Origin of the sequence: Sediminicola luteus (assembly GCF_002514735.1) — a bacterium.
GTDB lineage: Bacteria > Bacteroidota > Bacteroidia > Flavobacteriales > Flavobacteriaceae > HQA918.
Genome location: NZ_KZ300476.1, coordinates 754,030 through 778,647 on the forward strand (window position 1 = coordinate 754,030; position 24,618 = coordinate 778,647).

General features: G+C 43.8%; 18 protein-coding genes and 1 tRNA gene. 6 read left to right on the top strand and 13 right to left on the bottom strand.

The annotated features are described in order from the left end of the window. Positions 1-13 precede the first annotated feature (13 nt). Complete coding sequence (locus tag B7P33_RS03080) at positions 14-172, top strand: SsrA-binding protein (RefSeq protein WP_097440478.1); 159 nt, start codon at positions 14-16, stop codon at positions 170-172. On the opposite strand, the gene B7P33_RS03085 is transcribed toward B7P33_RS03080, so the two are convergent. Beyond that, entirely contained in the window at positions 166-678 is a 513-nt protein-coding gene (locus B7P33_RS03085; RefSeq protein ID WP_097440479.1) for an adenine phosphoribosyltransferase, read from the bottom strand. The genes B7P33_RS03080 and B7P33_RS03085 overlap by 7 nt on opposite strands. Positions 679-845: 167 nt before the next feature. Here B7P33_RS03085 and B7P33_RS03090 point away from each other — a divergent pair. Continuing rightward, positions 846-919, top strand: a tRNA-Arg gene (locus B7P33_RS03090). A 415-nt stretch (positions 920-1,334) separates the two neighbouring features. Here the strand turns inward: B7P33_RS03090 and B7P33_RS03095 are convergent. The 6 genes from B7P33_RS03095 to B7P33_RS03120 form a co-directional block, all read right to left on the bottom strand. Beyond that, positions 1,335-1,895 (bottom strand): helix-turn-helix domain-containing protein, encoded by a 561-nt coding sequence (locus tag B7P33_RS03095; RefSeq protein ID WP_097440480.1) that lies wholly within the window; start codon positions 1,893-1,895, stop codon positions 1,335-1,337. Between the two features lie 96 nt (positions 1,896-1,991). Further along, a complete protein-coding gene (locus B7P33_RS03100) occupies positions 1,992-2,435 on the bottom strand; it encodes a heavy-metal-associated domain-containing protein (protein WP_097440481.1) in 444 nt (147 codons plus the stop codon). Between the two features lie 19 nt (positions 2,436-2,454). Next, the gene (locus B7P33_RS03105) at positions 2,455-4,227 is read right to left on the bottom strand and encodes an efflux RND transporter periplasmic adaptor subunit (RefSeq protein WP_097440482.1); all 1,773 of its coding nucleotides are present in this window, start codon (positions 4,225-4,227) and stop codon (positions 2,455-2,457) included. 2 nt (positions 4,228-4,229) lie between these two features. Beyond that, positions 4,230-5,420 (bottom strand): TolC family protein, encoded by a 1,191-nt coding sequence (locus B7P33_RS03110; RefSeq protein ID WP_097440775.1) that lies wholly within the window; start codon positions 5,418-5,420, stop codon positions 4,230-4,232. Positions 5,421-5,454: 34 nt separating this feature from the next. Next, positions 5,455-9,168 (bottom strand): efflux RND transporter permease subunit, encoded by a 3,714-nt coding sequence (locus B7P33_RS03115; RefSeq protein ID WP_097440483.1) that lies wholly within the window; start codon positions 9,166-9,168, stop codon positions 5,455-5,457. Positions 9,169-9,274: 106 nt separating this feature from the next. Continuing rightward, the gene (locus tag B7P33_RS03120) at positions 9,275-9,691 is read right to left on the bottom strand and encodes an HYC_CC_PP family protein (RefSeq protein ID WP_449441370.1); all 417 of its coding nucleotides are present in this window, start codon (positions 9,689-9,691) and stop codon (positions 9,275-9,277) included. A 609-nt stretch (positions 9,692-10,300) separates the two neighbouring features. On the opposite strand from B7P33_RS03120, the gene B7P33_RS03125 reads away from it, so the two are divergent. From B7P33_RS03125 to B7P33_RS03140, 4 genes are all read left to right on the top strand, one after another. Continuing rightward, positions 10,301-10,621, top strand: coding sequence for a hypothetical protein (locus tag B7P33_RS03125; RefSeq protein ID WP_141402379.1), 321 nt, complete (start codon positions 10,301-10,303; stop codon positions 10,619-10,621). Positions 10,622-11,000: 379 nt separating this feature from the next. Continuing rightward, on the top strand, positions 11,001-12,599 hold the full coding sequence (locus B7P33_RS03130) for a SulP family inorganic anion transporter (protein ID WP_097440485.1): 1,599 nt from the start codon (positions 11,001-11,003) through the stop codon (positions 12,597-12,599). Continuing rightward, positions 12,599-13,453, top strand: coding sequence for a universal stress protein (locus B7P33_RS03135; protein WP_097440486.1), 855 nt, complete (start codon positions 12,599-12,601; stop codon positions 13,451-13,453). Before B7P33_RS03130 ends, B7P33_RS03135 begins: the two co-directional genes overlap by 1 nt. A 23-nt stretch (positions 13,454-13,476) precedes the next feature. Next, positions 13,477-14,103, top strand: coding sequence for a carbonic anhydrase family protein (locus B7P33_RS03140; RefSeq protein WP_097440487.1), 627 nt, complete (start codon positions 13,477-13,479; stop codon positions 14,101-14,103). A 204-nt stretch (positions 14,104-14,307) separates the two neighbouring features. On the opposite strand, the gene B7P33_RS03145 is transcribed toward B7P33_RS03140, so the two are convergent. From B7P33_RS03145 to pflB, 6 genes are all read right to left on the bottom strand, one after another. Next, a complete protein-coding gene (locus B7P33_RS03145) occupies positions 14,308-16,290 on the bottom strand; it encodes an SGNH/GDSL hydrolase family protein (RefSeq protein ID WP_172435839.1) in 1,983 nt (660 codons plus the stop codon). Next, positions 16,283-17,698 (bottom strand): sialate O-acetylesterase, encoded by a 1,416-nt coding sequence (locus B7P33_RS03150; protein ID WP_245871617.1) that lies wholly within the window; start codon positions 17,696-17,698, stop codon positions 16,283-16,285. The genes B7P33_RS03145 and B7P33_RS03150 overlap by 8 nt, the downstream gene beginning before the upstream one ends. Before the next feature lie 326 nt (positions 17,699-18,024). Next, positions 18,025-20,010, bottom strand: a complete 1,986-nt coding sequence (locus B7P33_RS03155) for a hypothetical protein (RefSeq protein WP_141402380.1) — start codon at positions 20,008-20,010, stop codon at positions 18,025-18,027. A gap of 57 nt (positions 20,011-20,067) precedes the next feature. Beyond that, entirely contained in the window at positions 20,068-21,327 is a 1,260-nt protein-coding gene (locus tag B7P33_RS03160; RefSeq protein WP_245871621.1) for an L-lactate MFS transporter, read from the bottom strand. 20 nt (positions 21,328-21,347) lie between these two features. Continuing rightward, positions 21,348-22,103, bottom strand: coding sequence for a pyruvate formate-lyase-activating protein (gene pflA / locus B7P33_RS03165; RefSeq protein ID WP_245871623.1), 756 nt, complete (start codon positions 22,101-22,103; stop codon positions 21,348-21,350). A gap of 61 nt (positions 22,104-22,164) precedes the next feature. Beyond that, a complete protein-coding gene (gene pflB / locus B7P33_RS03170; protein WP_097440492.1) occupies positions 22,165-24,390 on the bottom strand; it encodes a formate C-acetyltransferase in 2,226 nt (741 codons plus the stop codon). Between the last annotated feature and the right edge of the window lie 228 nt (positions 24,391-24,618).

Here is a 24,618-nt window from a genome sequence, read left to right on the forward strand (position 1 = left end):
TATCTTTGTGGTTATGGGAACCACTACGCTATTCCGCATACTCGCGAAAATAAACCGCATCTTTTTACCATCTTTCACCAAAAGCAGGCTTGATTTGGCCCAGGCCAAAAAATGGCAACTGGCCCTTATCGGTTGGAAATATTATGTTACCTGTAGGGCTGTGGATCAATAATCCAATAAAGCAGCAACGGGTACCCCCTGGAGTTTCCCGCGACCGTTTAAAAAACCAAGCTCCATTATAAAATTACATTGTACTACCTCGCCCCCCATGCGCTGGACCAGCTCGACCACGGCCGCCGCCGTACCCCCTGTGGCCAGTACATCGTCGTGGATCAATACCCTGTCCCCTTTTTTAATGGCATCGGTATGTATTTCCAAGACATCCGTTCCGTATTCCAAGGCATATTCGGCCTGTAAGGTTTGAGCCGGGAGTTTCCCTTTTTTACGAACGGGTACAAACCCAGCCTGTAGTTCCACGGCCATCATGGGTGCAAATACAAACCCTCTGCTTTCTATACCAATAACTACATCGATTTGGTGATTATCTACGAGTTCGAGTAGCTTTTTCCCTGCTTCTTTTAGGGCTTCTGGCGATTTCCATAGCGTAGTTAGATCTTTAAACAAAATGCCATCTTTCGGAAAATCAGGCACATCGCGAACAAACTTTTTTAAATCCATTTTTTTAGGGTCAGTTATTTTGTGGTAAATGTAAAAAGAAATATATTTGCCACCCGTTACAAAACGGTATTAAGGGCCTCGTGGCGCTCCCGATAGTTCCGATAGCTATCTGAATCGGGATGAATAGCGCAAGATTGAATGGAACAATCGCCGAAAATCCAGACAACGGCCTCGTGGCGCAACTGAATAGCGCATCTGATTACGGCTCAGAAGGTTGCAGGTTTGAATCCTGCCGAGGTCACATCAAGTAAGAAAGCTCACCAGTAGGTGGGCTTTTTGTTTTTTGGAAGAAGGGAAACCTTAGTTTCCAAAATCTGGAAGAAAACAAAATGCTTAAGGCCTTGGCCTAGCTTTCTTATTTGCAGGAGTGGGTACAAAGGATATGCAATCCTGCCGAGGTCACTTAAAGCACAAACCCTGTATGAAAATGCAGGGTTTTGTTATTTTATGGAGTGTCAAAAAACGACATTTTTTTGTAAACGAAATGAAATAACAAAACTGCAACGCAGCAGCGTTCAGGTTTGCATTTTCAGGAAGGAACTCAAAAGATATGCAATCCTGCCGAGGTCACATCAAGCAAGAAAGCTCACCGAAAGGTGGGCTTTTTGTTTTTTGGAAGATGGGAAACCTATCCTTTAAAAACGTTGAAGTTTTCCCTAAATCGTATCAATATTCTTCCGTTTGCCTTGGGTCTTGAATTGGGTTGGGGTAAGCCCCGTTACTTGTTTAAATTGCCTCGATAAGTGTTGCGGACTACTATAATCAAGGTCATAAGAGATTTGCGAAAGGCTAAGCTCACCATACCTTAAAAGCTCTTTAACTCTTTCGATCTTAAGATGGATCATGTATTTTTCAATGGTTCTTCCCTCTACTTCCGAAAATAGCTTGCTTAAATAGGAATAGTCCATACCCATAGCAGCGGTTAAAATTGAAGAAGTACTTTGTTGCGACCTTTTACCCTCTTGGTGGATTCGTTGGATCAACAAAGCTTTTATTTGACTGATGATATGCTTGTCTTTGTTTTTCAGCAATTCAAACCCTTCTTTGCTAAGTACCTTTCCAATTTTAGTTATGGTCAGATCAGTTACCTCTTCTTTAAAATGTATACTGCCCAAATTAACTTTATCGAAAGCTATCTTAAGCCGAACCAATTCATCGCCCACTACTTTTATGCAACGATTGCATACCATGTTTTTAACATATAGGATCTTAGTCATCTAAAGCTGATATATAGTTTAACAAAAAGGGAACCCCAACGCATAAAGAATGCTTCCGAAAACAAAATTAAATTCGCCTTCGGAAGCAAACACACTTTAGTGGTTATGGTCTGAATGATCTTGGGAAGTGCTTTCTCCCGACTGGTTCATCTGCATTTGGTGATCATACTGGCAACAGCCCGGCAAGTTTTTATAGGCCTCTTCGCTACCAAGTACTTTTTCCGTATCGTAACCCGATGCTGCAATGGCATTGTGTATGGCCATAAGATCGGTCTGGGCACCATTAAAAGAAACATCGATTTTCTTTTTATTCACGTCCCATACGGCCTTGGATACCCCGTTAACGGCCTTTGCGGCACTTTCGATGGTGTTTTTACACATGCCACAGTTTCCCCTAACCCCGAAACTAACTTCGGTCATGGCCAAGTTTTTCCCCGTTTCCGAATTGTCCGGAAGCCCTGCTTCTTTTTTGGGTTCCTGCTTACAGGCCGTAAAGGCCAATACCGTTAATACGAGCATACTTAAAACTATTCGCTTCATTTATTCTGATTTTAGGTTACTATTCGATAATCTGTTTAACTTCCCCACAACTGAGCATGGCATCTCCGAAATACGGGTTTAGCACTTTTTCTTCCGTACTCAACCAATACCCACCCTTATTCCCATTGGCCATAGGGCAATACTGTTGATACACCTTAGTGTTTATACCAAACAATGTTATGGCTTTGGTTAGATGCTCAGATAAGGTTTGGAATCGCGTCCGTTGCTCATTTATATCTGAGGTTGCAGCCATATCGTTGGCGGCAGACTTTATGTGTTTTTCCAAATACATCCACTGGGAGTGCCCTTCGTTATCGGTAATCAATGCCATTTCTACTTTTTGTAGACTGGACAACAACCCATTTGCCGAGTTGCCGACGGTTTTCACATCATCATCTATCAAAGCATCTTTTAGGTTTAGGTAATTTTTAAACAACTGTTTTAACTGACTTTGAAACTTTTCAGGCACTTGTATTCTATCCATAGTTGGCATACCGCTATCCTGCTCCGAAGGGCTCGTTTCGGCCATCCCTATATGTCCTTCATGTCCGGTCATGGATTTCCCCCCTTGTTTGTTCATCATCGATTTTTTACCCTGTAGCTGTGCCGCGGCATCGATGGTGAAGGTTCCATTGGTTACGATTTCATCTCCCTGCCGAAGCCCTTCCAAGATTGTATAATGACCGCCTATTTCATGGCCTAAGGTAACCTCTCGCATTTCGAATATGGCTTGATGCGGATCGGTCTTTACATAAACGACCGAACGCTCACCTGTCCATAAGACCGCTGATACGGGGATGGTTACCCCTTCTTCAACATTTAACCGATGGATTAAGACCTCCCCTTCTACGAACATTCCCGGTTTTAAAGTATTTTCAGGGTTTTTTAAGACCGCCCTAAGGGAAAGTGTTCTCGTTTTGGAGTTCATTACAGGGTCAATAAAATCTACTTGGCCCGTAAATGAAATATGGGGATAAGCATTGGTGGTAATGGATATGGCCTGACCTTTTTTAAACAACTCGATTTGATTTTCATAAACATCGAAGTTGGCCCAAACCGTATTTAGGTCGGCGATTTTAAAAAGGGGTTGCCCTTGGTTGATATAGTCACCTTGTTCTACCAACTTCTGGGTGACCGTACCCGAAACGGTTGCATATATTGGTACGGTTTCGTTTACCTTCCCCAACTCTTCGATCGCATTGATCTGTTGTTCGGAAAGCTTCCAAATCTTTAATTTTCTCCTTACGGCTTCGTACAGCTTCGGTTGTGTTTCCTTTAAGGATGATGCCGTTAGCAATTCTTGTTGGGCCGCATAGAGTTCGGGTGAATACACCTTGGCCAAAAGTTGGCCCTTGTTTACTTTTTCCCCAGTATAATTTACATTCAAACTCTCGATCCTACCGGACAAAAAACTGACCTGAACAGCATTGGCTTCTTCATTTTCCTCAATTTTCCCAGATAGTTTTACAGTGTTGCCCTCAGCACTTGAATTGCCGACAATGGAAGTTTGGATATTGGCCAAGGCCATGGCATTTGTTGAAAGTTTGAATTCTGTTGGCCGCAACCCACTTTCGGAGTTTTGGGCAGGAATTAGATCCATGCCGCAAATTGGACAATCGCCCGGTTCAGCTTGCATAATTTGAGGGTGCATAGAGCAAGTCCATTGCTGGTTGGCCCCGCCATGTTGTTCATGGTCTTGGATAACTTGGTTTTCTGAAGACCCCCCAAAAAACAGCCACCCTAACCCTAGTCCCAGCAATAACATAGCCATAGGTAAAATATATTTTTTCATCTTTATTTACTTAAATAGTTAATAATGGAAGTTTGGACATAATAGCTTTTAACAGCCTCTATTCGGTCTATTTGAAACTTTAATTGCAATTCTTGCACATCCAATACATCATTAAAATCAATCGTTCCGGTCTCATAGCCCTTGATCAATATATTCTCGGCATTTTTTGCCTGTTTTAAGTTTAACGATTGCGTATTATAACTGATCCTAGCCGCCGATCTATCGGTTACGGCCTTTTGGAACAAAGCCTCCAATTTGTTCAAACGCAACTGTTTTTCGGATAACAGCTCTTTCTGCAACAATTGGTTTTGCTTGGTTTTGGATCTATACTTTTTATTGAATATCGGGATGGACAAGGACACCATGGGCATGACCACATCTTTGCCGTTATCCGAAAAATCCATTTCAGGCCGCTCAGATACGGCAATATAATCTAGGCCAAAACCGAACATAGGACTGCTTTCTTTTTGGTTAAGCAACTCGGACTGTTCTACGGAATGGTACAGCTTGTCGTATTTCAAAAGTTCTGGATGCAGTGCAAGATCCTCTAAAGCAAACTCCATGTTATCTTCGGGAATCGGCAGCGAATCGGCTACCGTGACCTCAACATCAACCTGTCTATTTAGCAGTTTATTCAATACCGTGCGTTCGGCCACAAAATTCTGTTCCAACACCTTTTTCAACCGCTCCAATTCATTTTGTCGCATTTGTAACCGCAACACATCTACAGCAGATGCTTTCCCAACTTCAAGGGAATTTAACGCCAAAACCTCATAATCTTTAAGCAACTTAATATTCTGCCCCAAAACAATCTGTTTCGATCGTATGGCAAATAGCTTATAGTATGACTGCGAAACCGAAGCGATCAGTTTCCGTTTGGCGACTACGATATCTTCATACTTGGCATCTGCCAATGCGCTGGCGTAATTCTCCCTGGCCGTTATGGAGCCGAACCAAGGAAGCATTTGCTTGGCAGAAACTTTAAAGCGTTGCGGTCCTGTTCTTGTTTCGGGCTCACTTGCAAAATAGCCCATCCCAAACTCTGTATTGGGTAAGGTATTCACCTCATTGACCCGCTCGGAAGCTCGAGCATATTGCCATTCAAATTTTTGAATTTCAGGATTGCTATGCAATGCTTCTTCTACCAAGCTCCCCAACGATTGAGCTTTCAAAAAACACCCCCATAATAGCATGACGAGTACAAGCCCGAACCCTTTCCTTTTTAACTTATTTTTCATGACCGGCCCTTTTTAGTGTTAATTCCGCTTTCCAACTATACAACACTGGAACCACGAACAATGTAATCAATGCGATAAGCATACCCCCAAAACTGGGGATCGCCATCGGAATCATTATATCACTTCCCCTACCTGTTGATGTCAGGACCGGAAGCAACGCCAATATGGTGGTAGCGGTGGTCATTAAACAGGGTCGTATCCGTTTTTCCCCTGCTTCTACCACCGACGATCTAATTTCATTTGTACTTTTAGGTTTGTTCCTATCAAAGGTTTGGGTCAAATAGGTGGCCATAACCACACCATCGTCGGTGGCAATACCGAACAGGGCGATAAACCCAACCCAAACCGCGACACTTAAGTTTATAGGGTGCATCTGGAACAACTCGCGAAGGTTTTCTCCGAGAAAATCAAAATTCAAGAACCAATGTTGACCATAAAGCCATATCATAATAAAGCCTCCTGCAAAGGCTACGGCAATTCCGGTAAACACCATAAACGAGGTTGACACCGAGCGGAACTGAAAGTACAGGATCAAGAATATGAGCAGTAGTGCCAATGGTACAACTACAGAGAGGGTCTTCTCTGCCCGTAGCTGATTTTCGTAGGTTCCAGTGAATTGAAAATTTATTCCTTTGGGAACTACCAATTCGCCTTTGTCGATTTTCTCTTGAATGAGTCGTTGGGCATTTTCGACAACATTGACCTCGGCATACCCATCCAATTTGTCGAACAAAACGTAACCAACCAAAAAGGTATCCTCACTTTTAATAACCTGTGGACCTTGCTCATAACGAATGGTAGCCAATTCACTTAATGGTACAGGATTACCTCCGTCTACAGGCACATAAATCTGCCCAATATCGGTTGGCCCTGCCCTCAATTCCCTAGGATAACGTACACGTATGCCGTAACGTTCCCGGCCTTCTACGGTTTCTGTTAAGACCATACCCCCAACGGCCACTTGAAGCACATTCTGTACATCGTCAATGGCAATACCATAGCGCACGATCTTCTCCCGGTCAATATCGATCAACAGATACGGTTTACCCACGATACGATCGGCAAAAACAGCCTCGACCTTTACGCCTTCTACCTGTTTTAAGACAGTCTCCAATCCGATACCAAAGGCTTCGATCTGTTTTAAATCTTGCCCCTTAACCTTTATACCCATGGGTGCGCGCATTCCCGTTTGCAGCATAACCAAACGGGTCTCTATAGGCTGAAGTTTAGGTGCCGAGGTAACCCCAGGTAGTTTGGTGACCCGAACTATTTCGTTCCAGATATCATCGGGCGATTTGATTTCTGGCCTCCAATTCCGGTAGAATTCACCATCGTTATCCGGAATAAGTTGTGACCGCTTTACTTCTACGTATCCTTCCTTTTCAATATCGTTCGTATTCGAAACGAACCTACCATCTTTCAATTCGAACAAGCCCTGCCCGTTCACTTTATAGCGTTGGCGCTCTCCTTGTGCATTGCGCATGTATTCGGGTTTGTATAGAATAACATTCTCATACATTGATAAGGGTGCCGGATCCAAGGCCGATTCGGTTCTACCTGCTTTGCCCACCACTGTCTCTATCTCGGGAATACTTGCGACGGCCATATCCAATTGTTGCAGCACCCGCTTGTTCTCCTCAACACCGGAATGTGGCAATGATGTTGGCATCAATAGAAAGGAGCCTTCATTTAAAGATGGCATAAACTCTTTGCCTGTATTGTTAAGAATGATGAAACCGAGAACCACAATAAGGGTAGGCATGGATAGGAACAACAGTTTATTAGCAAGGGCCCATTGTAAAATGCGCGTATAGAACTTTCTGAACAAGGTAAATACACCTAAGAGGCCAAAACAGATGAACCCAACAAAAATAAGGTTCCAAAAAAGGCTTTTGTCCAAACCTAACGGCCTCCAATATTCGGCCAATAGAAATACGATAGCTAGGGTTGAAATCGCGATATTGATTACATTGGTCCGATTCTCGGTTATTCTCTTTTGAAGTTTTAATACGCCCGTGACCCCAAAGGCAACCGGTACGATCCCTAAACCAAACCCCGAGACCAAGCCAACGATACCAACTATTACCAGAAGGATATTAGAGCTAAACCTGAGCCCACGCCCAAAATTCTTTTTCTTAAACAGGAAAGCCGCAAAAGGAGGTATTAAAAACAGGGCCACCAAAATGGAAGCGACCAAGGCGAATGTCTTTGTAAAGGCCAGTGGTCTGAACAACTTACCTTCGGCCCCAATCATGGTAAATACAGGTATAAAGCTGATAATGGTGGTCAGCACAGCGGTAAGAATAGCCCCGGAAACTTCCGTAGTCGCTTTATAGACCACTTGATCGACACTTTGGTTTTCCGGGTTTTCGTCCAAATGCCTAATAATGTTCTCGGAGAGAATAACGCCAACATCCACCATGGTTCCTATGGCAATGGCTATTCCGGACAAGGCTACGATATTCGCATCGACCCCAAAGAGTTTCATGGCTATAAAAACCATTAAAACGGCCACCGGCAGCAAGCCGGAAATAAGTACCGAAGCCCTTAGATTGAAAACCATGACTATGATAACAAGTATGGTAATCAATATTTCGAGGGTTAGGGCCTCATGCAGTGTTCCCAAGGTTTCCTGAATTAATTCGGTACGATCATAAAACGGGACAACGGTCAATTGGGAGCGGGTTCCATCTTTCAATGTCTTGGACGGTAAGCCTGCACTTAGTTCCTGGAGTTTTTCCTTAACATTGTTGATTACTTCCATGGGATTTGCCCCGTATCGGGCCACAACAACACCCCCTACGACCTCGGCGCCCTCTTTATCCAAAACACCCCTACGGGTCGCCGGACCTAGAGACACTTTTCCGATATCCTTTATCCGAATTGCCGTAAACTCTTGAGAAGCAACCACGGCATTTTCGATATCGGCTATTGATTTTACATAGCCTAAACCCCGTACCAAGTATTCCGCTTGATTGATTTCCAAGGTCTGTGCCCCAACATCTTTATTGCTCTCTTTTACCGCCTTTACAATCTGTTGAAGACCTACATTATACTGGCGCATCAACTCGGGGTCGACATCTACTTGGTATTCCTGCACATATCCGCCAATAGAGGCTACTTCAGAAACACCACTGGCAGAAGCCAAGGCATACTTAACATAGTAATCTTGAACACTTCTTAGCTCATGTAGGTCCCAACCCCCGGTTAACTCTCCGTTTTCGTCCCTGCCTTCCAAGGTATACCAAAATATCTGCCCCAAACCCGTGGCATCGGGCCCTAGCGTCGGATTAACTCCTTGGGGCAACAGATTGCTTGGGAGGGAGTTTAACTTTTCAAGTATCCTACTTCTACTCCAATAGAACTCAATATCTTCTTCAAAAATGATATAGATACTTGAAAAACCGAACATCGAGGAACTTCGAATGGTTTTTACGCCAGGTATCCCTAACAATGAAGTGGTCAACGGATAGGTAATCTGGTCTTCGATATCTTGGGGAGAGCGGCCGTTCCATTGGGTAAAGACAATTTGCTGGTTTTCCCCAATATCGGGAATGGCATCTACGGCCACTGGATCAGGAGGTAAAAATCCAGTATTCCAATTAAATGGTGCATTTATGATACCCCATCCTAAAAAAAGGACAAGTAACAAAATAGCGACCAACTTGTTTTCAATAAGAAATTTTATGCTTTTGTTCAGCATTATAGACTTTTTAAACATTAGACTTTCGCATTAAAAAATGCAATACATACTGTAGCAACCCTTTAGGCCAGAGCCAAAGGGATACATTTGTCCATTGTTTAAAAAATCAAATCAAATAGGTCTCGTCAAGCTTGTAGATATCCTTGACGACCAGTGGGGGTTTATATTCTCTATATGGCGTTTGGTTCGTGACTTCATCAACGAACAACAGCCTATATGAATACACAAATGAGGTAACGAATAGCTGTTGAAAAAAGGTAAACGACGCATTCGAAACTTTTAGTTCGTCTTGACCATCAATGGCCAACTGTCGATCGCTACAACAATTTTTCTTTTCAACATTGCAGTCGGTATCCGGTGTTGAAACCTGCATATCCATACCACAAGACTTAGCCGCTTTAAAAATAGCCGTATCTACCAAAGTATCCCCACAAAAGTGCATCTCCAAGGTAAAAGACATCGTAGAGAACAAGACTACAATGGCCATTACAAAAGATGTTATTTTCTGTGGTATTCCCTTCATTACAATTGCAAAACTACAAAAAAACCAAACACAACGCATTCAACACCAGTAAGTTCAATCAAACCACACCAGTGAAAGCGACGCAAATTTACATGAAGAACCACAATAGTTTGTGCATAATTTTGGTTTATTCTTATATCTATAATTAACCATACTTTTTAGTTATTAACCCTTGAAATATATCTTGGCATAAGCCGAAATCATAATAGAAGCTAATGCCTTTCTATGTTTTAATTAATTCATCAGTCGATTTCTTGGCCACCTTTCCTGTACCGTAAGCATGAAAGCTCTCCGATTGGTGGGCTTTTTTATTTTAATATAAAATTAGCAGCCGATACTTTAGAATTCATCTAAATACCCTTATTTTCGCAAACGTTAATTAAGCTTATCGGACAGTCCTTTGACAACACTAAAGTATTCCCAACTCTATAACTTTCCTTACTCTAAGAGCCCCTTGGAAGTATTTGGTTATGCCTTATTATTAGGAATACAAAAGCAAGTAACCTACTACCCGAACCCCATTTCCCTGCAAGTATCCGGTAATCCTTATCGTCAAATCGTTAATTCGGCCGCAGACCTTAAACCAGCTGCCACTAAACCGTTTGGCATATGATTTTTAGAGCGAACAAAGACTTCTTAGGACAAATTTTCGGGTGCCTGGTCATGCTCTTTATGGCCGCTTCACCCATCCTTGAAAATACCTGGGATAATGAAGACAACCCCTATGAGTTATGTGAACAGAAAGGGAAAAAAGATAGCTCTGAAAAAGATTCTTCAGAAAAAGAAAAAGATATCAAGGAAACCAAACTGATTCCTTCTACTGACGTAGTTCGATTTCTGGCTATGGATTCCAAAACCATTCCTTTGGATATGGACACTTACTTTACCGACCATAGTCCGGAAATTCCTATTCCACCCCCTCGGGCCTAAAACACCTCTTCTAACACATTCGAAATCAACACCATAAAAACACCTTTTAGTTATAGAAGGTACAGGCATTTTTTTGTCATATGCCCAGAATTCACCTTCTACAAAATAGAGGACTGCAAAACGATTTCGACTGTGCCCTTTGCGTTTTCAAATGGGGTTAAATTATTGGGCCCTGGCCATCAAAAACGACCGTCCGTAGCCCTGACAAATACCCCTGAAGCCCATACAGCACTCAACTAGTTTACCCTATTGAATAATCTAGGGTTTAAAAGTGTTTATGGGGCCTAGGTAAAACCATGCCTTCGAAAACCAAAACAAAAAATCAATAGTAATTCTAAGGTGCCCCTATAAAATGGCACCAGTAAAAGTTATTAACCATATGAATCAAAATAAATCAAATCCATTTAAGCATTTAAAAGAAGACTTTCCAGCAAGTATTGTTGTATTCTTCGTAGCCTTACCTCTCTGTCTCGGTATTGCATTGGCCAGTGGTGCCCCGCTATTCTCAGGTTTAATTGCCGGAATCGTCGGTGGTATTTTGGTAGGGTCTTTAAGTGGCTCGCAAATTGGGGTTAGTGGCCCAGCCGCAGGTTTGGCCGCCATTGTATTAACCGCCATCGGTACCTTGGGTGGCTATGAAAACTTTTTATTGGCCGTGGTTCTAGGAGGGGTCATCCAAATTGTTTTCGGTTTTTTAAAGGCTGGGGTAATCGGATACTATTTTCCTTCTTCAGTAATTAAGGGTATGCTAACCGGTATTGGGATTATCATTATCTTAAAACAGATCCCACACTTTTTTGGCTATGACGAAACCCCTGGCGGCTTTACCTTCTTTGGGATGGACGAAACCGGCAATGTGGCAGAAATTTTTCAGGCCATTAACTTTATTAGTCCAGGTTCGGCCTTGATCGCCATTATAGGGTTGGCCATTTTGCTACTCTGGGATAAAGTTTTATCTAAAAAAGGTAAGATTTTCCAATTGATCCAAGGGCCATTGGTAGCCGTAGTCGTAGGTATTCTTTACTTTGCCCTTACCGAAGGTGACGAGGTTTGGGGAATAGCCAGCAAAAACTTGGTGAGTGTACCAATCCCAGAAGATTTCCAAAGCTTTATTGGGCAATTCCAATTTCCAAACTTCGCGGGCATTACCCAAGCAGATATCTGGATCACTGCTTTTACCATTGCTTTGGTAGCCAGTTTAGAGACGCTTTTATGTGTTGAAGCCACAGATAAGCTTGACCCCCGAAAGCGGGTTACCCCAACCAATAGGGAGCTATTGGCCCAAGGAACTGGAAACGTTGTTTCCGGACTTATCGGAGGTTTGCCCATTACCCAGGTTATCGTACGTAGTTCTGCCAACATACAGTCGGGTGGTAGAACCAAAATGTCGGCCATAATACACGGGTTTCTATTGCTTATCTCCGTAATATTGATCCCAAAACTTTTGAATAAGATACCATTATCGGTTTTGGCTTCCATTCTTTTGATCGTAGGTTACAAACTGGCGAAACCCGCTTTATTCAAGACCATGTACCAATTGGGATGGAAACAGTTCGTACCTTTTATCGTAACGGTATTAGGTATCGTTTTCACCGATTTACTTGTAGGTATCGGGCTCGGACTTGGGGTAGGTATTATCGTAATACTTTTGAAAAGTTACCAAAACTCGCATTTCCTGCACATGGAAGATAAAAGTAACGGGAAGCATCGTATTAAAATGACCTTGGCCGAAGAGGTAACCTTCTTCAACAAAGGGGCCATCTTAAAGGAACTGGATAGCTTACCGCGCGACACCTATTTAGAAATCGATGTTCGTAAGACCCGTTTCCTAGATAACGATATTATCGAAATTCTTGAAGATTTCTCCGAAAAGGCCGTAAACAGACATATCGATGTAAAACTGATTTCTGAAAGAGGAGAGGTAGAAAACCCTGAAAGTTATATCGAGTTCTTTAAATTAAAATCAAAATCGGCTTAATGGCTAACCCAGCCTTAATGCCAACATCGCCATTGAGGGCCAATTTCCACTATGTGGTTTTAATGGACCTTTCAAAAGCCTCGTATACCGCACTCAAGCAGGCGGTAAACATGGCCAAACGAACCTCTGCCCTTATTGAAATACTATATGTGGAGCGGCCCTTAAAGGTGGTGGGTAACGAAAACCAATTGTCTGCGCTACGCGAATTGGAAAGCGAAAGCCAGAACAGTAAACGAAAGCTTCAAAACCTGATAGAACTGGTAAGGGAAGAAGAACAGATCCAAACCATTTTCACCTATCGCGTAGGCCATCCGTTGACGCAAATCAAAGCCTATTTGAGTGAGACCAGGCCCCATTTGGTCTTTTATGGTAAAAAGAAAAGCAATATTGGACGCTGGTGGCCAGGAATTTCACAGTACTTATTACAAGCGTATCAAGGCGCTGTGTTTATCTCTAGGGAAAACGGAAGCAAACATTTAGACCGTAGTTCCAGTATTGGTTCTATAGGGAGCACAACCCGTTCTTGGTCATCGGAAGTCGTAAAAACCCTTAGCAAGAACCATAGGGGAAACCATGTGGTTTTCAAATTATCGGCTTTAAAAAAGAACCCGGTAAACGAAAACCATAACCGGTTTACTGAAGACCCCAAGGCCTTAAATGAGGCGACTACTTTTGAGTTCGAGGGAAAACATCACTTAACCCAAGGCATAAGCCGATATGCAGCCAAATGCAACATTGGTCTCTTTTGTTGGAAAAGACCCTTAGGTGAACTACGGCAAGACGACAAGAACATTCGTATAGAAAAACTGATAGAAAAATTAGATATGCCCCTTTTGATCACGGGGCAATCCTAGAAATTGTTTAAAAAGAATAATTTATGAAAGCACATACATCTGAAACCCAAGGTGCCATGACACCCCAACTCGCTTTGGAAGCATTAAAAAATGGTAATGAAAGATTCGTTTCCAACCTGCGTGCCAATCGAGACCTGAACGAACAAAGGCAAGATACCAGTACCGGTCAATTTCCGTTTGCCACCGTGTTAAGCTGTATCGATTCGCGTGTTTCTTCCGAGTTGATCTTTGACCAAGGTATTGGCGATATCTTTAGTGTTAGAATCGCCGGAAACCAAGTAAACGAAGATATCTTGGGGAGTATGGAATTTGCCTGTAAATTGGCCGGAACCAAACTGATCTTAGTATTGGGGCATACTAGCTGCGGTGCCATAAAAGGGGCCTGTGACCATGCCAGAATGGGGAACTTAACCCACCTGATTGAAAAATTAGAACCTGCTGTAGATTTGGTAAAAAGCCCAGAAGCCGAAGACCAAAGAACCTCTAAAAATCTAGAATTCGTAGACGAAGTTGCCGCTAAAAATGTGCAACTGGGTTTAGATCGTATTCGTAAAGAAAGTCCGATCCTAGCACAAATGGAAGCTGACCAAGATATTTTGATCCTGGGCGGTATGTACGATATTAAATCGGGTTCGGTTACGATCTTATAGTATTCAACTACTGGGGCAACCCAACTAAAAGCCATAGGACATTGCTATTGATGTACCTATGGCTTTTTTTATTACGATTCAACGTTCGATTTCAGCTTAGTAGTAATGCAAAACAATTAAAGATTCTATTTCTGGTTTGGCCAGTTGCCCCATACCCTTTACCATAAGTCGAGTACATGCCTTTAATACGACCGCCTCATAATCTTAGTGTTTTTTGAGGGCATCCATCGCTTCGCCATTCACAAAAAAATAGCGAATCCTACAGGTACTCTCCTTTCTTTCGTTTGTGGGATTGGCCATTAACCGAATTTCCAATTCATGGGTATCATCTTCCAATTCAGCGGCCAGGGTATAAAACCACGGCAGGTGTAAATGCTTACTCCAAGATGTGTATAAATCTTGTTTTTGCCAGCGGCCCCCGTCAATCCGAAACTCGATAATCCCGGCATCCGGCCCAGCGGCAATGGCAATACCTACGGCCTTACCTTTAAATCGGAACCTCAGTTTTGCCCCAGGTGTATTCGAAATCAACATAGGGACATGTACATAATTCGCCCGGGTACCCTTGGTATCGGTTGGTTGCCAATTTGGATCAACGGACCAACCTTTGCCCCTTTTGGCTTGTTCAATACCGATCAACTTTCCATATTGGTAATTAAAACGATCCAATGGTGGCGGCATGCCATAAGCTTGTACCTTATCGTCGGCATCTATATATCCTGTATAGGCGTCATCCAAAAGCCGGATTATTGATCTGGCAAACACCCCTTGTCCAAATGGCGAAGGGTGTAGGTTTTGAAAGTCTTTTTCCCAACTAAACTCGCCTTTATCGATTCTTTCGGTTACCTCTTTGGCCAAATTAAGACTAGGTACGCCATAATATTCAGCCACCTTTTCATGATTTTGGATTACTTCGGGAGTTTTTCCTTCCCGATATCGAGCCATTTTATCTGGGTCTACAAAATGCATCATAAGTATATCGGCCTCGGCATTGTTACGCCTTAGATTACGGACCAAACCTTCCATGGCCCGAACTTGTTCCTTAGCACTTCTACGGTTGGCCGCATCGTTAACCGCAGCCTCTACGAACAATAAATCTATTCGACCTGTACTCAAAACATCCCTTTTTAACCTAAAAGAGGAAGGTGTAGATCCCATGGACGGGATACCTGCTTCAATAAATTCGAAAACAGTTTGCGGAAAACGCTTTTTCAAATAGGTCGTAACACTATCGCGCCAACCCGGATTATAGGTAATGGAGCCGCCTAAAAAAGCCACCCTTCCCTTTTTACTTCTCTCGAAAACCAAGCGACTATTTTTAAGTCCGTTACGATGATTATGAAACTTGGCCGCACTTAAGGGCAGCTTTTTTTGGCTATGATATGTAATAAAATCTACTATATACCCTGGTTCGTCTATGGTAAAATGATGACCGTGTAACCTCAGATTTCTAGTACAGGGTACTATCGTAATCGGGCCACCCAATGCCACATAATCCGTTAGCAGTTTTTGGGTGTTCTCCTCATATGGTACCACCTCATCTACGGTACTTACGGTATGCAGTACGGGAATACGCGCTTTTGCCAAAACGGCTAACCCATTTAAGGGTATATCGGCATAGTCTAAAGCCTCCTTTTCAGTTTTAAATCCGTACTCCTGCTTTAATTTTTTCCAATCCGACGGACTACCTATGCCTTTTCCCGAACCTAACGGCCAACTTTTAAAATCGCAAACAGGGGCCTCTGCATAAATACAGGCTACCTTATCCGGATTCGCCTTTGCCCAATTATACACAAACAGTCCGCCTCGACTAACCCCAGAGAGAGCTACTTTTTCGTGCAACCCATAGCGTTGCCTAAGCTTGGCATAAAATTCGTCCCAAACCTTCATAGCCTTGGGTGAGCCATACATATCGTTGGTATTCACATAAGCGATGTGATAGCCTTGGGTTAACAATAAACTGTCTATCTGCGTATGCCAATCAGGAAAGCGGGCACGCCACAACCAAGGTTTACCCGGAGCTGCCTTCACAGGCTTGACCAGTCGGGCTTTATAACCCGAAACCGTAAAATCGATACGTTGAAAACCTTTCCAGCTATGGTTCTCCTTAGATTGGGTAAAACCCAGACCAACCCCTAAAAACCAAAGGAAACAAAAAAGCCAGCACTGGTACAGCCCCTTAATCATCGCTAAGGTTAATTTCCCAGTCGTCGGTTCTAAAGGCCGAGGCCGGAAGACCTTCGGCATTGTACAGGTTCGGTTGTGCCGTTGCCGAGAATGCAAAACGTACGGCTTTGGGTTGGGCCACTTTTTTAGACTGAACCCAAACCTTATCTCCCTTTATGATGGCCTTGGCCGGATAAAAGACCCGATCATCTGCCGCCATAAAAAAATCGGTCAAGTATTTCCCTTTCGATTGCAAACCATTTTGGGCATAATCAAACTCCAAAATCATTTGGTTCCCACTAGGGCTTGCCGACTTGTATATAGGTCCACTGGGCACTACCTCCTGCTTTTCGTAGGTTTTATTCAAGGCCCACAAGGCCAAGCGCCTACCCACTTCTTGTTTGTTTTGCGGATGTATATCTTTAAGGTTACCTATGTCGTTGGTAACTACGATTCCGGTATTGGCTACGGCCTTAAAAGTATGTAACTGGGCATCGCGCACTACCGCGGCCTTTAATCCGGAAGGGTCTTTATAGTCGAACGGGGCAATTTGCACAAAATAAAAAGGAACCTTTTGCTTTCTTTCGCTACGCCAGCTGTCTATTAAAAGCGGGAAGCTACGGTAATACGAATGGGCATTTTCACGATTAGATTCCCCCTGATACCAAATACAACCCGCAACGGAAAAATCGGTCAATGGGGCTATCATGGCATTGTAAGCCCTACCCGGTTCGTGAGGCCTCCATTTATTTGACCTCACCTTAAGGGCCTCTTCAGATAAATTGGCATCGGCCTTGATTTCAGATTCCTTTATCCATGTTTCAATGGGCGTACCGCCCCAACTAGAATTAATCAACCCAACAGGAACCTTCAGTTTTCCATGAAGTTCCCGACCAAAAAAATAGGCTACCGAACTAAATGCCTTAAAGTTTTTAGGGTTACAAACGACCCATTCGCCCTGTAGATCGTCTTGTGGGTGGTCGGCCACCTTTTTGCCTACACTAAAAAATCGAATTTCAGGGTAATTGGCCTGGGCAATTTCCGCTTCGGCGTTTAAAAGACCCCAAGTAGGCCGCCACTCCATATTCGATTGGCCCGAACAAAGCCACACCTCCCCCATAAGAATGTTAGTGATCAACAGGGTTTCATGACCTTGTATTCGAATACTATGGGTTCCACCCGATTTTGGGGTTTTCAATACAACCGACCATTTCCCATGTTTTGCCTCTATAGTAATCGGCTCGTTGTTCCAAGTAGTCGAAACCTCCAAGCGCTCTGCCGTTTGTGTAGTCCACCCCCATAGGATTACCTCTGATTGTTGCTGTAAGACCATATTGTCTGAGATAATCGAGGGGGTCCATATTTTCGCCTGAACCGCGGCCGCCCAGCATACAAACAGTACACTAATTATGGTTTTGATTGGTTTCATGATCCTTATTAATTCTAGAAATTATTCCCTAAATGTCAAACACTTATGTTCGCCCTTGCACTTACAACATCTCCATTTAAAAAACGGATAGGTGTAAATATAAAGGGAAGTTACAAGCCTTTCCTGCTCAAAACCATCAAAAAAATGCACTGTATTGTCCCAAGGCCAAGTTGAGGGATTTCCAACATTAGTTTTCTACCCTATTCCGTTAGCCCGTCGTAGAAAGCCGTATTTGTATCTAATACCATTTCAACATTGAAATGGTATTATGGTGTGCTTTTTGCTTTTTGCTTTTTGGGAGATTATAGATACTGGTTTTCAGCAACCTAGGGATGACGTTCCATAAACCTTTGGAACCTTCCTGGGGTCAAAACTTCCCAAATCGAGGCTACGGTCCAACCGACCGACATATGGGCATTCAGGAAGCCTTTACCGTTGGCCCCATAATCCCAAGTGGTATGCTGAATAATCTCGGGCATATAGCCCACCTTACCTACACCGACCATATGACCTTTATAAGGTAACATTTGATCTTTGATCGAGGTTTCAATAACGGTTGCCATTTGGGAAAACCTAGTATTGCCTTGCTCCTTTGCCAACCATATCAGAACATGCGGAAAATCGAAGGCCCATACATCTATGTGGTTATTTTCAGTGGACACATTGCCCCAGCCCCGGGTCTTTAACCCTGCCTTATACAGCAAGCTTTCTTTATCGAATGGCACATCGTACAAGTAATACCAGCTTAAGCCAAAAACGGCAGCTTTACCAGCCAAGGCTACATAATGATCGTACATATCACTTTCCGAGGCCAGGGCCAAATGATAGAATGAGGCCGCTGCAATGGCCGCGGCTTCCTTATCTTCACAATCCGCATCGAGAGTTGAGGAAAAGTAATCGGCCTTATCAATGATATTCTTTTTGGTATAAACCCCGGCTTTTTGGGCAACCTTTAAAAAACGTGGGTTTTTAAAGAACCGTGAGGCCATTACCATGGGCGTGATAATACTTTGGGTACTTCCTTTGGACGGGTCGGTAGTATCGAAATCTTGATCGAACTTTCTGGGAAAGCTTCCGTCGGCTTGTTGCATATCGACCAAGTTCAGCAACAATTTTTCGACTTTGACCTCAATATCTGGTCGTGGACTACCTGATTGTTGTCCATAGTCCAACAAAAACAATAGGTTTTTGATTCCCTCGCTTTGCTTGCGTAAGGAAAAAACCGTTTCGGCGTTGGAGCCGAACACCAATTCACGAATCAAGCCGTTTTCGGTAAACCCATTGGTATAATAAGAGGCGAGTACTTTTTTGGCCAAGGCTATATGGGCCTCATTTTGGGTCTTATAACCGTATTCTAGGAGATTATAACTATTAGCCAAAACCTTGCCGCAAAAGCCTACGGACAATACCCCGGTGGTCTCACAGGTTTCGGTATTGAACCATAATCCGGAAAAACCCTTCAGATCTTTGGTCTCCGCATAACTCCCATAAAAATAATTACTCAAAATGGCCTTGATTTCCGCATCGGTCTTGACAGTTGGTATGGGCTGTGGGTCAAACCTATCAAAAGCCTTGTTCCATTGTTGGTTCACCAAATCCGTAAAATCAGTGGCTTTTCCATAGGACAGTTCCCAAACCACTGTAACGGATGCTCCTTTTGACAACGGGAAAAAAGCCTGCCATGCGGGTTTTAAATCCAATTTGGACTGATAAGAATAGGGGGCTTCCACAAAAGGATACGCTCCGCGTAGTTGAATCGATTGCCCTGTATGTTCGCCAAAACCCAAGCTACCGATATCGGTTGCCGTAACTGTCTTACCTTCCAAGGTACTGGGTCTGGGGTCATTATTAAGAACATCCATCCTTGAAACACTGAACCAATCCCCCTTTTCGGGGTTAAAGCCCACCACAACTGGTGCACTCAGGCGGTCTTCCCGAAAAGACCAGTACTTTGCCTTTTTAAAAGAAGGTGCCTTTTCCGGGGATCGGGTATTGCGTTTATACCAAAAACCCGGGGCGTAGAATTGTGCCAAATCGGGATCTGCAACTCCCATACTCCATTGTTTTGAAATACTGAAACTTATATCGGCCAGGGCCGTTAGGGTGTAGGTATATCGCAACCCTTTATTTACTTGGGTTATCTTCTTTTTTAAGATGATGGTTGGGGGCAGTCCTTCTTCGTCATAGTTAAGGGTAGACTTGGCGTCGGCACCCAGCACCGTTATGTTAAGGGGATGCTCTGTGATATGCTTAGGCAGTATGGACCCATCTTGTGCTTCGACCGCCCCTAAGCTTGCTATCAGCATTGCCATACAACCAATAATATTCTTTCTAAGTGCCTGCATATCCATACCTTAATATTTCCCCTCTTAAGTCGCTGAAGGTTTTAGCGTTAGTTTCATCTTATGATGTGCCTTTGTCACTATACGTTTCATTAAAATGGAAACGATCAAGGCGACCACGAACATGGCGGCGAAAACACCCATAGTGGTTTCAAAGGAGCCCGTACTGCGCATTACCCAATCGTAAATACTGGGGCCAACCACACCGGCCAAGGCCCAGGCCACCAAGATCATACCATGAATGGCCCCCAATTGTTTGGTACCGAACAAGTCGCCCAAAAAAGCCGGAAGGGTAGCAAAGCCACCTCCATACATGGTAATCACTGTAAACAGCACAATCAAAAAGAACAGTTCGGCCGAAATTTGTGGTAAGAAGTAAAAAGCCAACACTTGAAAAGCAAAAAAGATGATATAGGTATTGGCCCTTCCCAGATAGTCGGACAGACCGGACCATAATATGCGACCAAGGCCGTTAAACACCCCTATCAAGCCCACAACACCTGCGGCCTCCAAGGGGGTATACCCCAAATTCTCCTGCATCATAGGGCTGGCCGCTGAAATTATGGCGATACCACAAGAGATATTAATGAACATCATGATCCACATATAGTAAAAACGAGTGGTACGCAATGCCGCATTGGCATCTATGTTGGAAATATCGGGTTTTATCTTTTTATCGGAACCCTCTTCAAATCCTTCGGGAACGTATCCCGCCGGTGGTTTTTCCATATAACTGGCCGAAGAAAGTATCAACACCATATAGACCAGTCCCAGTATGTAAAAAGCATTGGAAACCCCTACCCCATCGAACAAATATTGCATAAGGGGGCCAAAAATAAGGGCGGCGAACCCAAAGCCCATAATGGCCATACCCGTAGCCAAACCACGTTTATCGGGAAACCATTTTACCAAAGTACTCACCGGGGTTATATACCCCAGACCTAAGCCGATACCCCCGATAATACCGTACAACAGATAAAACAAGGGCAAAGAACCGAGTTGTATGGCCAAACCTGAGCCCAAAATGCCCAAACCATATAAGATTCCGGCCATGGTACCACTTTTTCGTGGCCCAACCCGCTCTACCCAACGGCCCAAAAATGCCGCCGAAAAGCCCAACAATAAAATAGTAATCTTAAAGGCCCATTTGACCACACTACCTTCGACCCCGAAAATATCCTTTACCGGATTGGTCATGACCGAATAGGCATAAACGGAGCCAATGGAAATATGAATTCCCACGGCGGCGGCAGCGATTAGCCATCTATTTTTCAGTTTTTGTTGCATCATCTTTTCATTTGCTAAGGTTAGTGTACTTTAACTTCCTTAAAATAAGGTTCCAAAAGGCTCCGGGCCTGTTCAATTTCTTGCTTGGTATGCTCCCGTTGGCCTGCTAAAGGGTAGCTCTTACCCAGTGCCTCCCACTTATGCACACCTAGGGTATGGTAAGGTAACAGCTCCAATCTCTCTATGGTCTTATACGTCTCAAAATAGCTGCCTAAACGATGTAATAATTCCGGCGTATCGGTAAGCCCCGGTATCAACACATAGCGTAACCACATGGGTTTACCACTGGCCTCCCTATGGGCCGCAAAGCGAAACGTGGTCTCTTTATGGGGCAAACCCGTAATTTCTTGGTAGCCGGTCTCGGTCATATGCTTGATATCTAACATGACTAGATCCGTATAGGTATCCAAAAGTTCCTCGGTAAAATGGTTCAACACCCTACCGTTGGTATCTACATTGGTATGGATGCCGGCCGCTTTTAACTTCTTAAAAAAGGGAATCAGGCCTTCGGACTGTAACAAGGGTTCTCCCCCGGATACGGTTACCCCGCCCCTTTTTCCAAAATAAGGTTTTAGATGGATTGCCTTTTCAAATAAGGCATCTACTGTCATTTCTTGCCCGGTGTGGGTATCCCAAGTATCGGGATTGTGGCAATACACACATCGCAACTTACAGCCCTGCAGAAAAACGACCATGCGTAGTCCGGGGCCATCATGCGTGCCCATGGATTCTATGGAGTGTACCCTGAGTATGTTCTTTTTGGTTTTGATAGGCAATGGTTTAAAGAAAAATGCCCGACCATCTTTGCAGACCGCCGGGCATCCATCAATCACAACATCACAATGAATTATGGAAGGAACGTGTTATCACTTCTTGTTGTTGTTCACGGGTCAGTCGAACAAAATTTACGGCATAACCCGATACCCTAATAGTTAGCTGCGGATACTCTTCCGGATGTTCTATAGCATCCATCAAAGTCTCTTTGTTCAGTACATTAACGTTAATGTGCTGGGCTTTTTTAGAGAAGTAGCCGTCCAGGATCCCTACTAGGTTTTCATTCTGTTCTACCCTATCAGACCCTAAAGATTGGGGTACGATAGAAAAGGTATTGGAAATACCATCTTGTGCGGTCTCATAATCGAGCTTGGCCACCGAATTCAAGGAAGCAATGGCACCATTGGCATCGCGACCATGCATGGGGTTGGCACCTGGGGCAAAGGGTATACCCAAGGCCCTACCGTCTGGTGTAGCACCAGTTTTTTTACCATAGGCCACATTAGAGGTAATGGTCAAAACAGACAAGGTGGGCGTGGCATTGCGATACACCCCAAGTTGTTGCAGCTCCTGGTTAAAATCGGCCACGGCTGCCTTGGCCAATAAATCTACCCTATCGTCGTCGTTACCATATTTGGGGAACTCGCCTTGGATTTCGAAGTCTACGGTTAGGCCATGTTCGTTGCGTATTGGGGTCACCTGGGCATATTTTATGGCCGATAAGGAATCGGCAACAATCGACAGGCCAGCGATACCATAGGCCATATCGATATGCGGATTGGTATCTATCAAAGCCATCTGCGCCTTTTCGTAATAGTACTTATCGTGCATATAATGAATGATATTCATGGTATCGTTATACACACGGGCAATTTCTTTGCTTGCCTTTTTAAAGTTGGCCATTACGGTATCGTAATCGAGCACACCTTCGGGCACAGGAGCAATACCATCGACCACTTTTTTACCACTTAACTCACAGCGGCCCTCGTTAAGTGCCAACAAAAGTGTTTTGGCCAAGTTGGTACGAGCACCGAAGAATTGGATTGATTTTCCCAGTTCTTGGTACGACACACAACATGCGATGCCATAGTCGTCGGAGCCCCTGCTTTCGCGCATCAGGGTATCGTTCTCGAACTGTATGGAAGAAGTATCTATGGCCACTTTGGCACAGAACTCCTTAAAAGCCTCGGGCAACTCATCGGACCAAAGCACGGTGAGGTTGGGCTCTGGCGATGGTCCCAGATTGTATAGTGTGTTCAAAAAGCGGAAGGAGGTCTTGGTCACCTTGGTCATACCATTGGCAAAAAGTCCGCCTATCACTTCGGTAACCCAGGTGGGATCTCCGGCAAATATTTCGTCATAAGCGGCCATACGCAAGTGGCGTACCACACGTAGTTTCATCACGAACTGATCGATCAATTCTTGGGCCTCATTTTCACTGATTCGGCCTTCTTCCAAATCTTTTTGGATAAAAATATCGAGGAAGGTAGATACATTGCCCAAAGACATGGCCGCACCGTCTTGTTCCTTTACAGCGGCCAAATAGGCCATATAGGTCCATTGTACGGCCTCTTGGGCGTTATTGGCCGGACGATGTAGATCCAATTCGTACTTGGCCCCCAATTCAATCATTTGTTCCAAGGCCTTGATCTGCTCACTTACCTCTTCGCGTAAACGGATAACCGCATCGGTCATAGGGCCCGTAATCTGGGCCAAATCGTCTTTTTTGGATTGGATCAAAAAGTCGATACCATATAGGGCCACCCTACGGTAATCGCCAATGATTCGGCCTCGTGCATAATTATCGGGCAGACCGGTAAGAATACCTAGCGAGCGGTATTTACGGATCTCATCGTTATAGGCATCAAAGACCCCATCGTTGTGCGTCTTAACATAATTCGAGAACATTTCTGTGAGGTGCTCGTTGGGCACGGCCCCATGTTCCGAAAGGGCTTTTTGTACCACCTTAAAGCCCCCAAAAGGTTTCATACTGCGCTTTAGCAGTTCATCGGTCTGTAAGCCAACGATTACTTCATTGGTACGATCGATATACCCCGGACCAAAAGCCGAAACCGTAGAAATGGTATCGGTATCGAGACTGCGTACCCCATTGTTTTGGCGTTCTTCGCGTAAGGCTTTCTTACAGATATCCCATAAGGCCTTGGTCTTCCCACTTGGCCCAACCAAAAAGTCGGCATTGCCATGGTAAGGGCTAATGTTGTTGATGACAAAATCACGAACATCGACCTTCTTGGTCCACGTGCCGTCTGTAAATTTTGTTTCCACCATGATATTGTGATTTATAGGTTTTCAGTACTTGGATTCCGAGTACTAAATTACACCACACCCTCAATTTGAAACGTGATAAATATCAGGAAAACAGAACTTTTACATCTTTTTAATACACTGTAATACTGCGAGTTACACAAACCCTGGAAGCTCTAACGTTTTCGTATGACAGAAGTTTGTTCCATAAAAATGCATAAGTATCTTTTGCCCGTTTACCTAGCCTCTTTA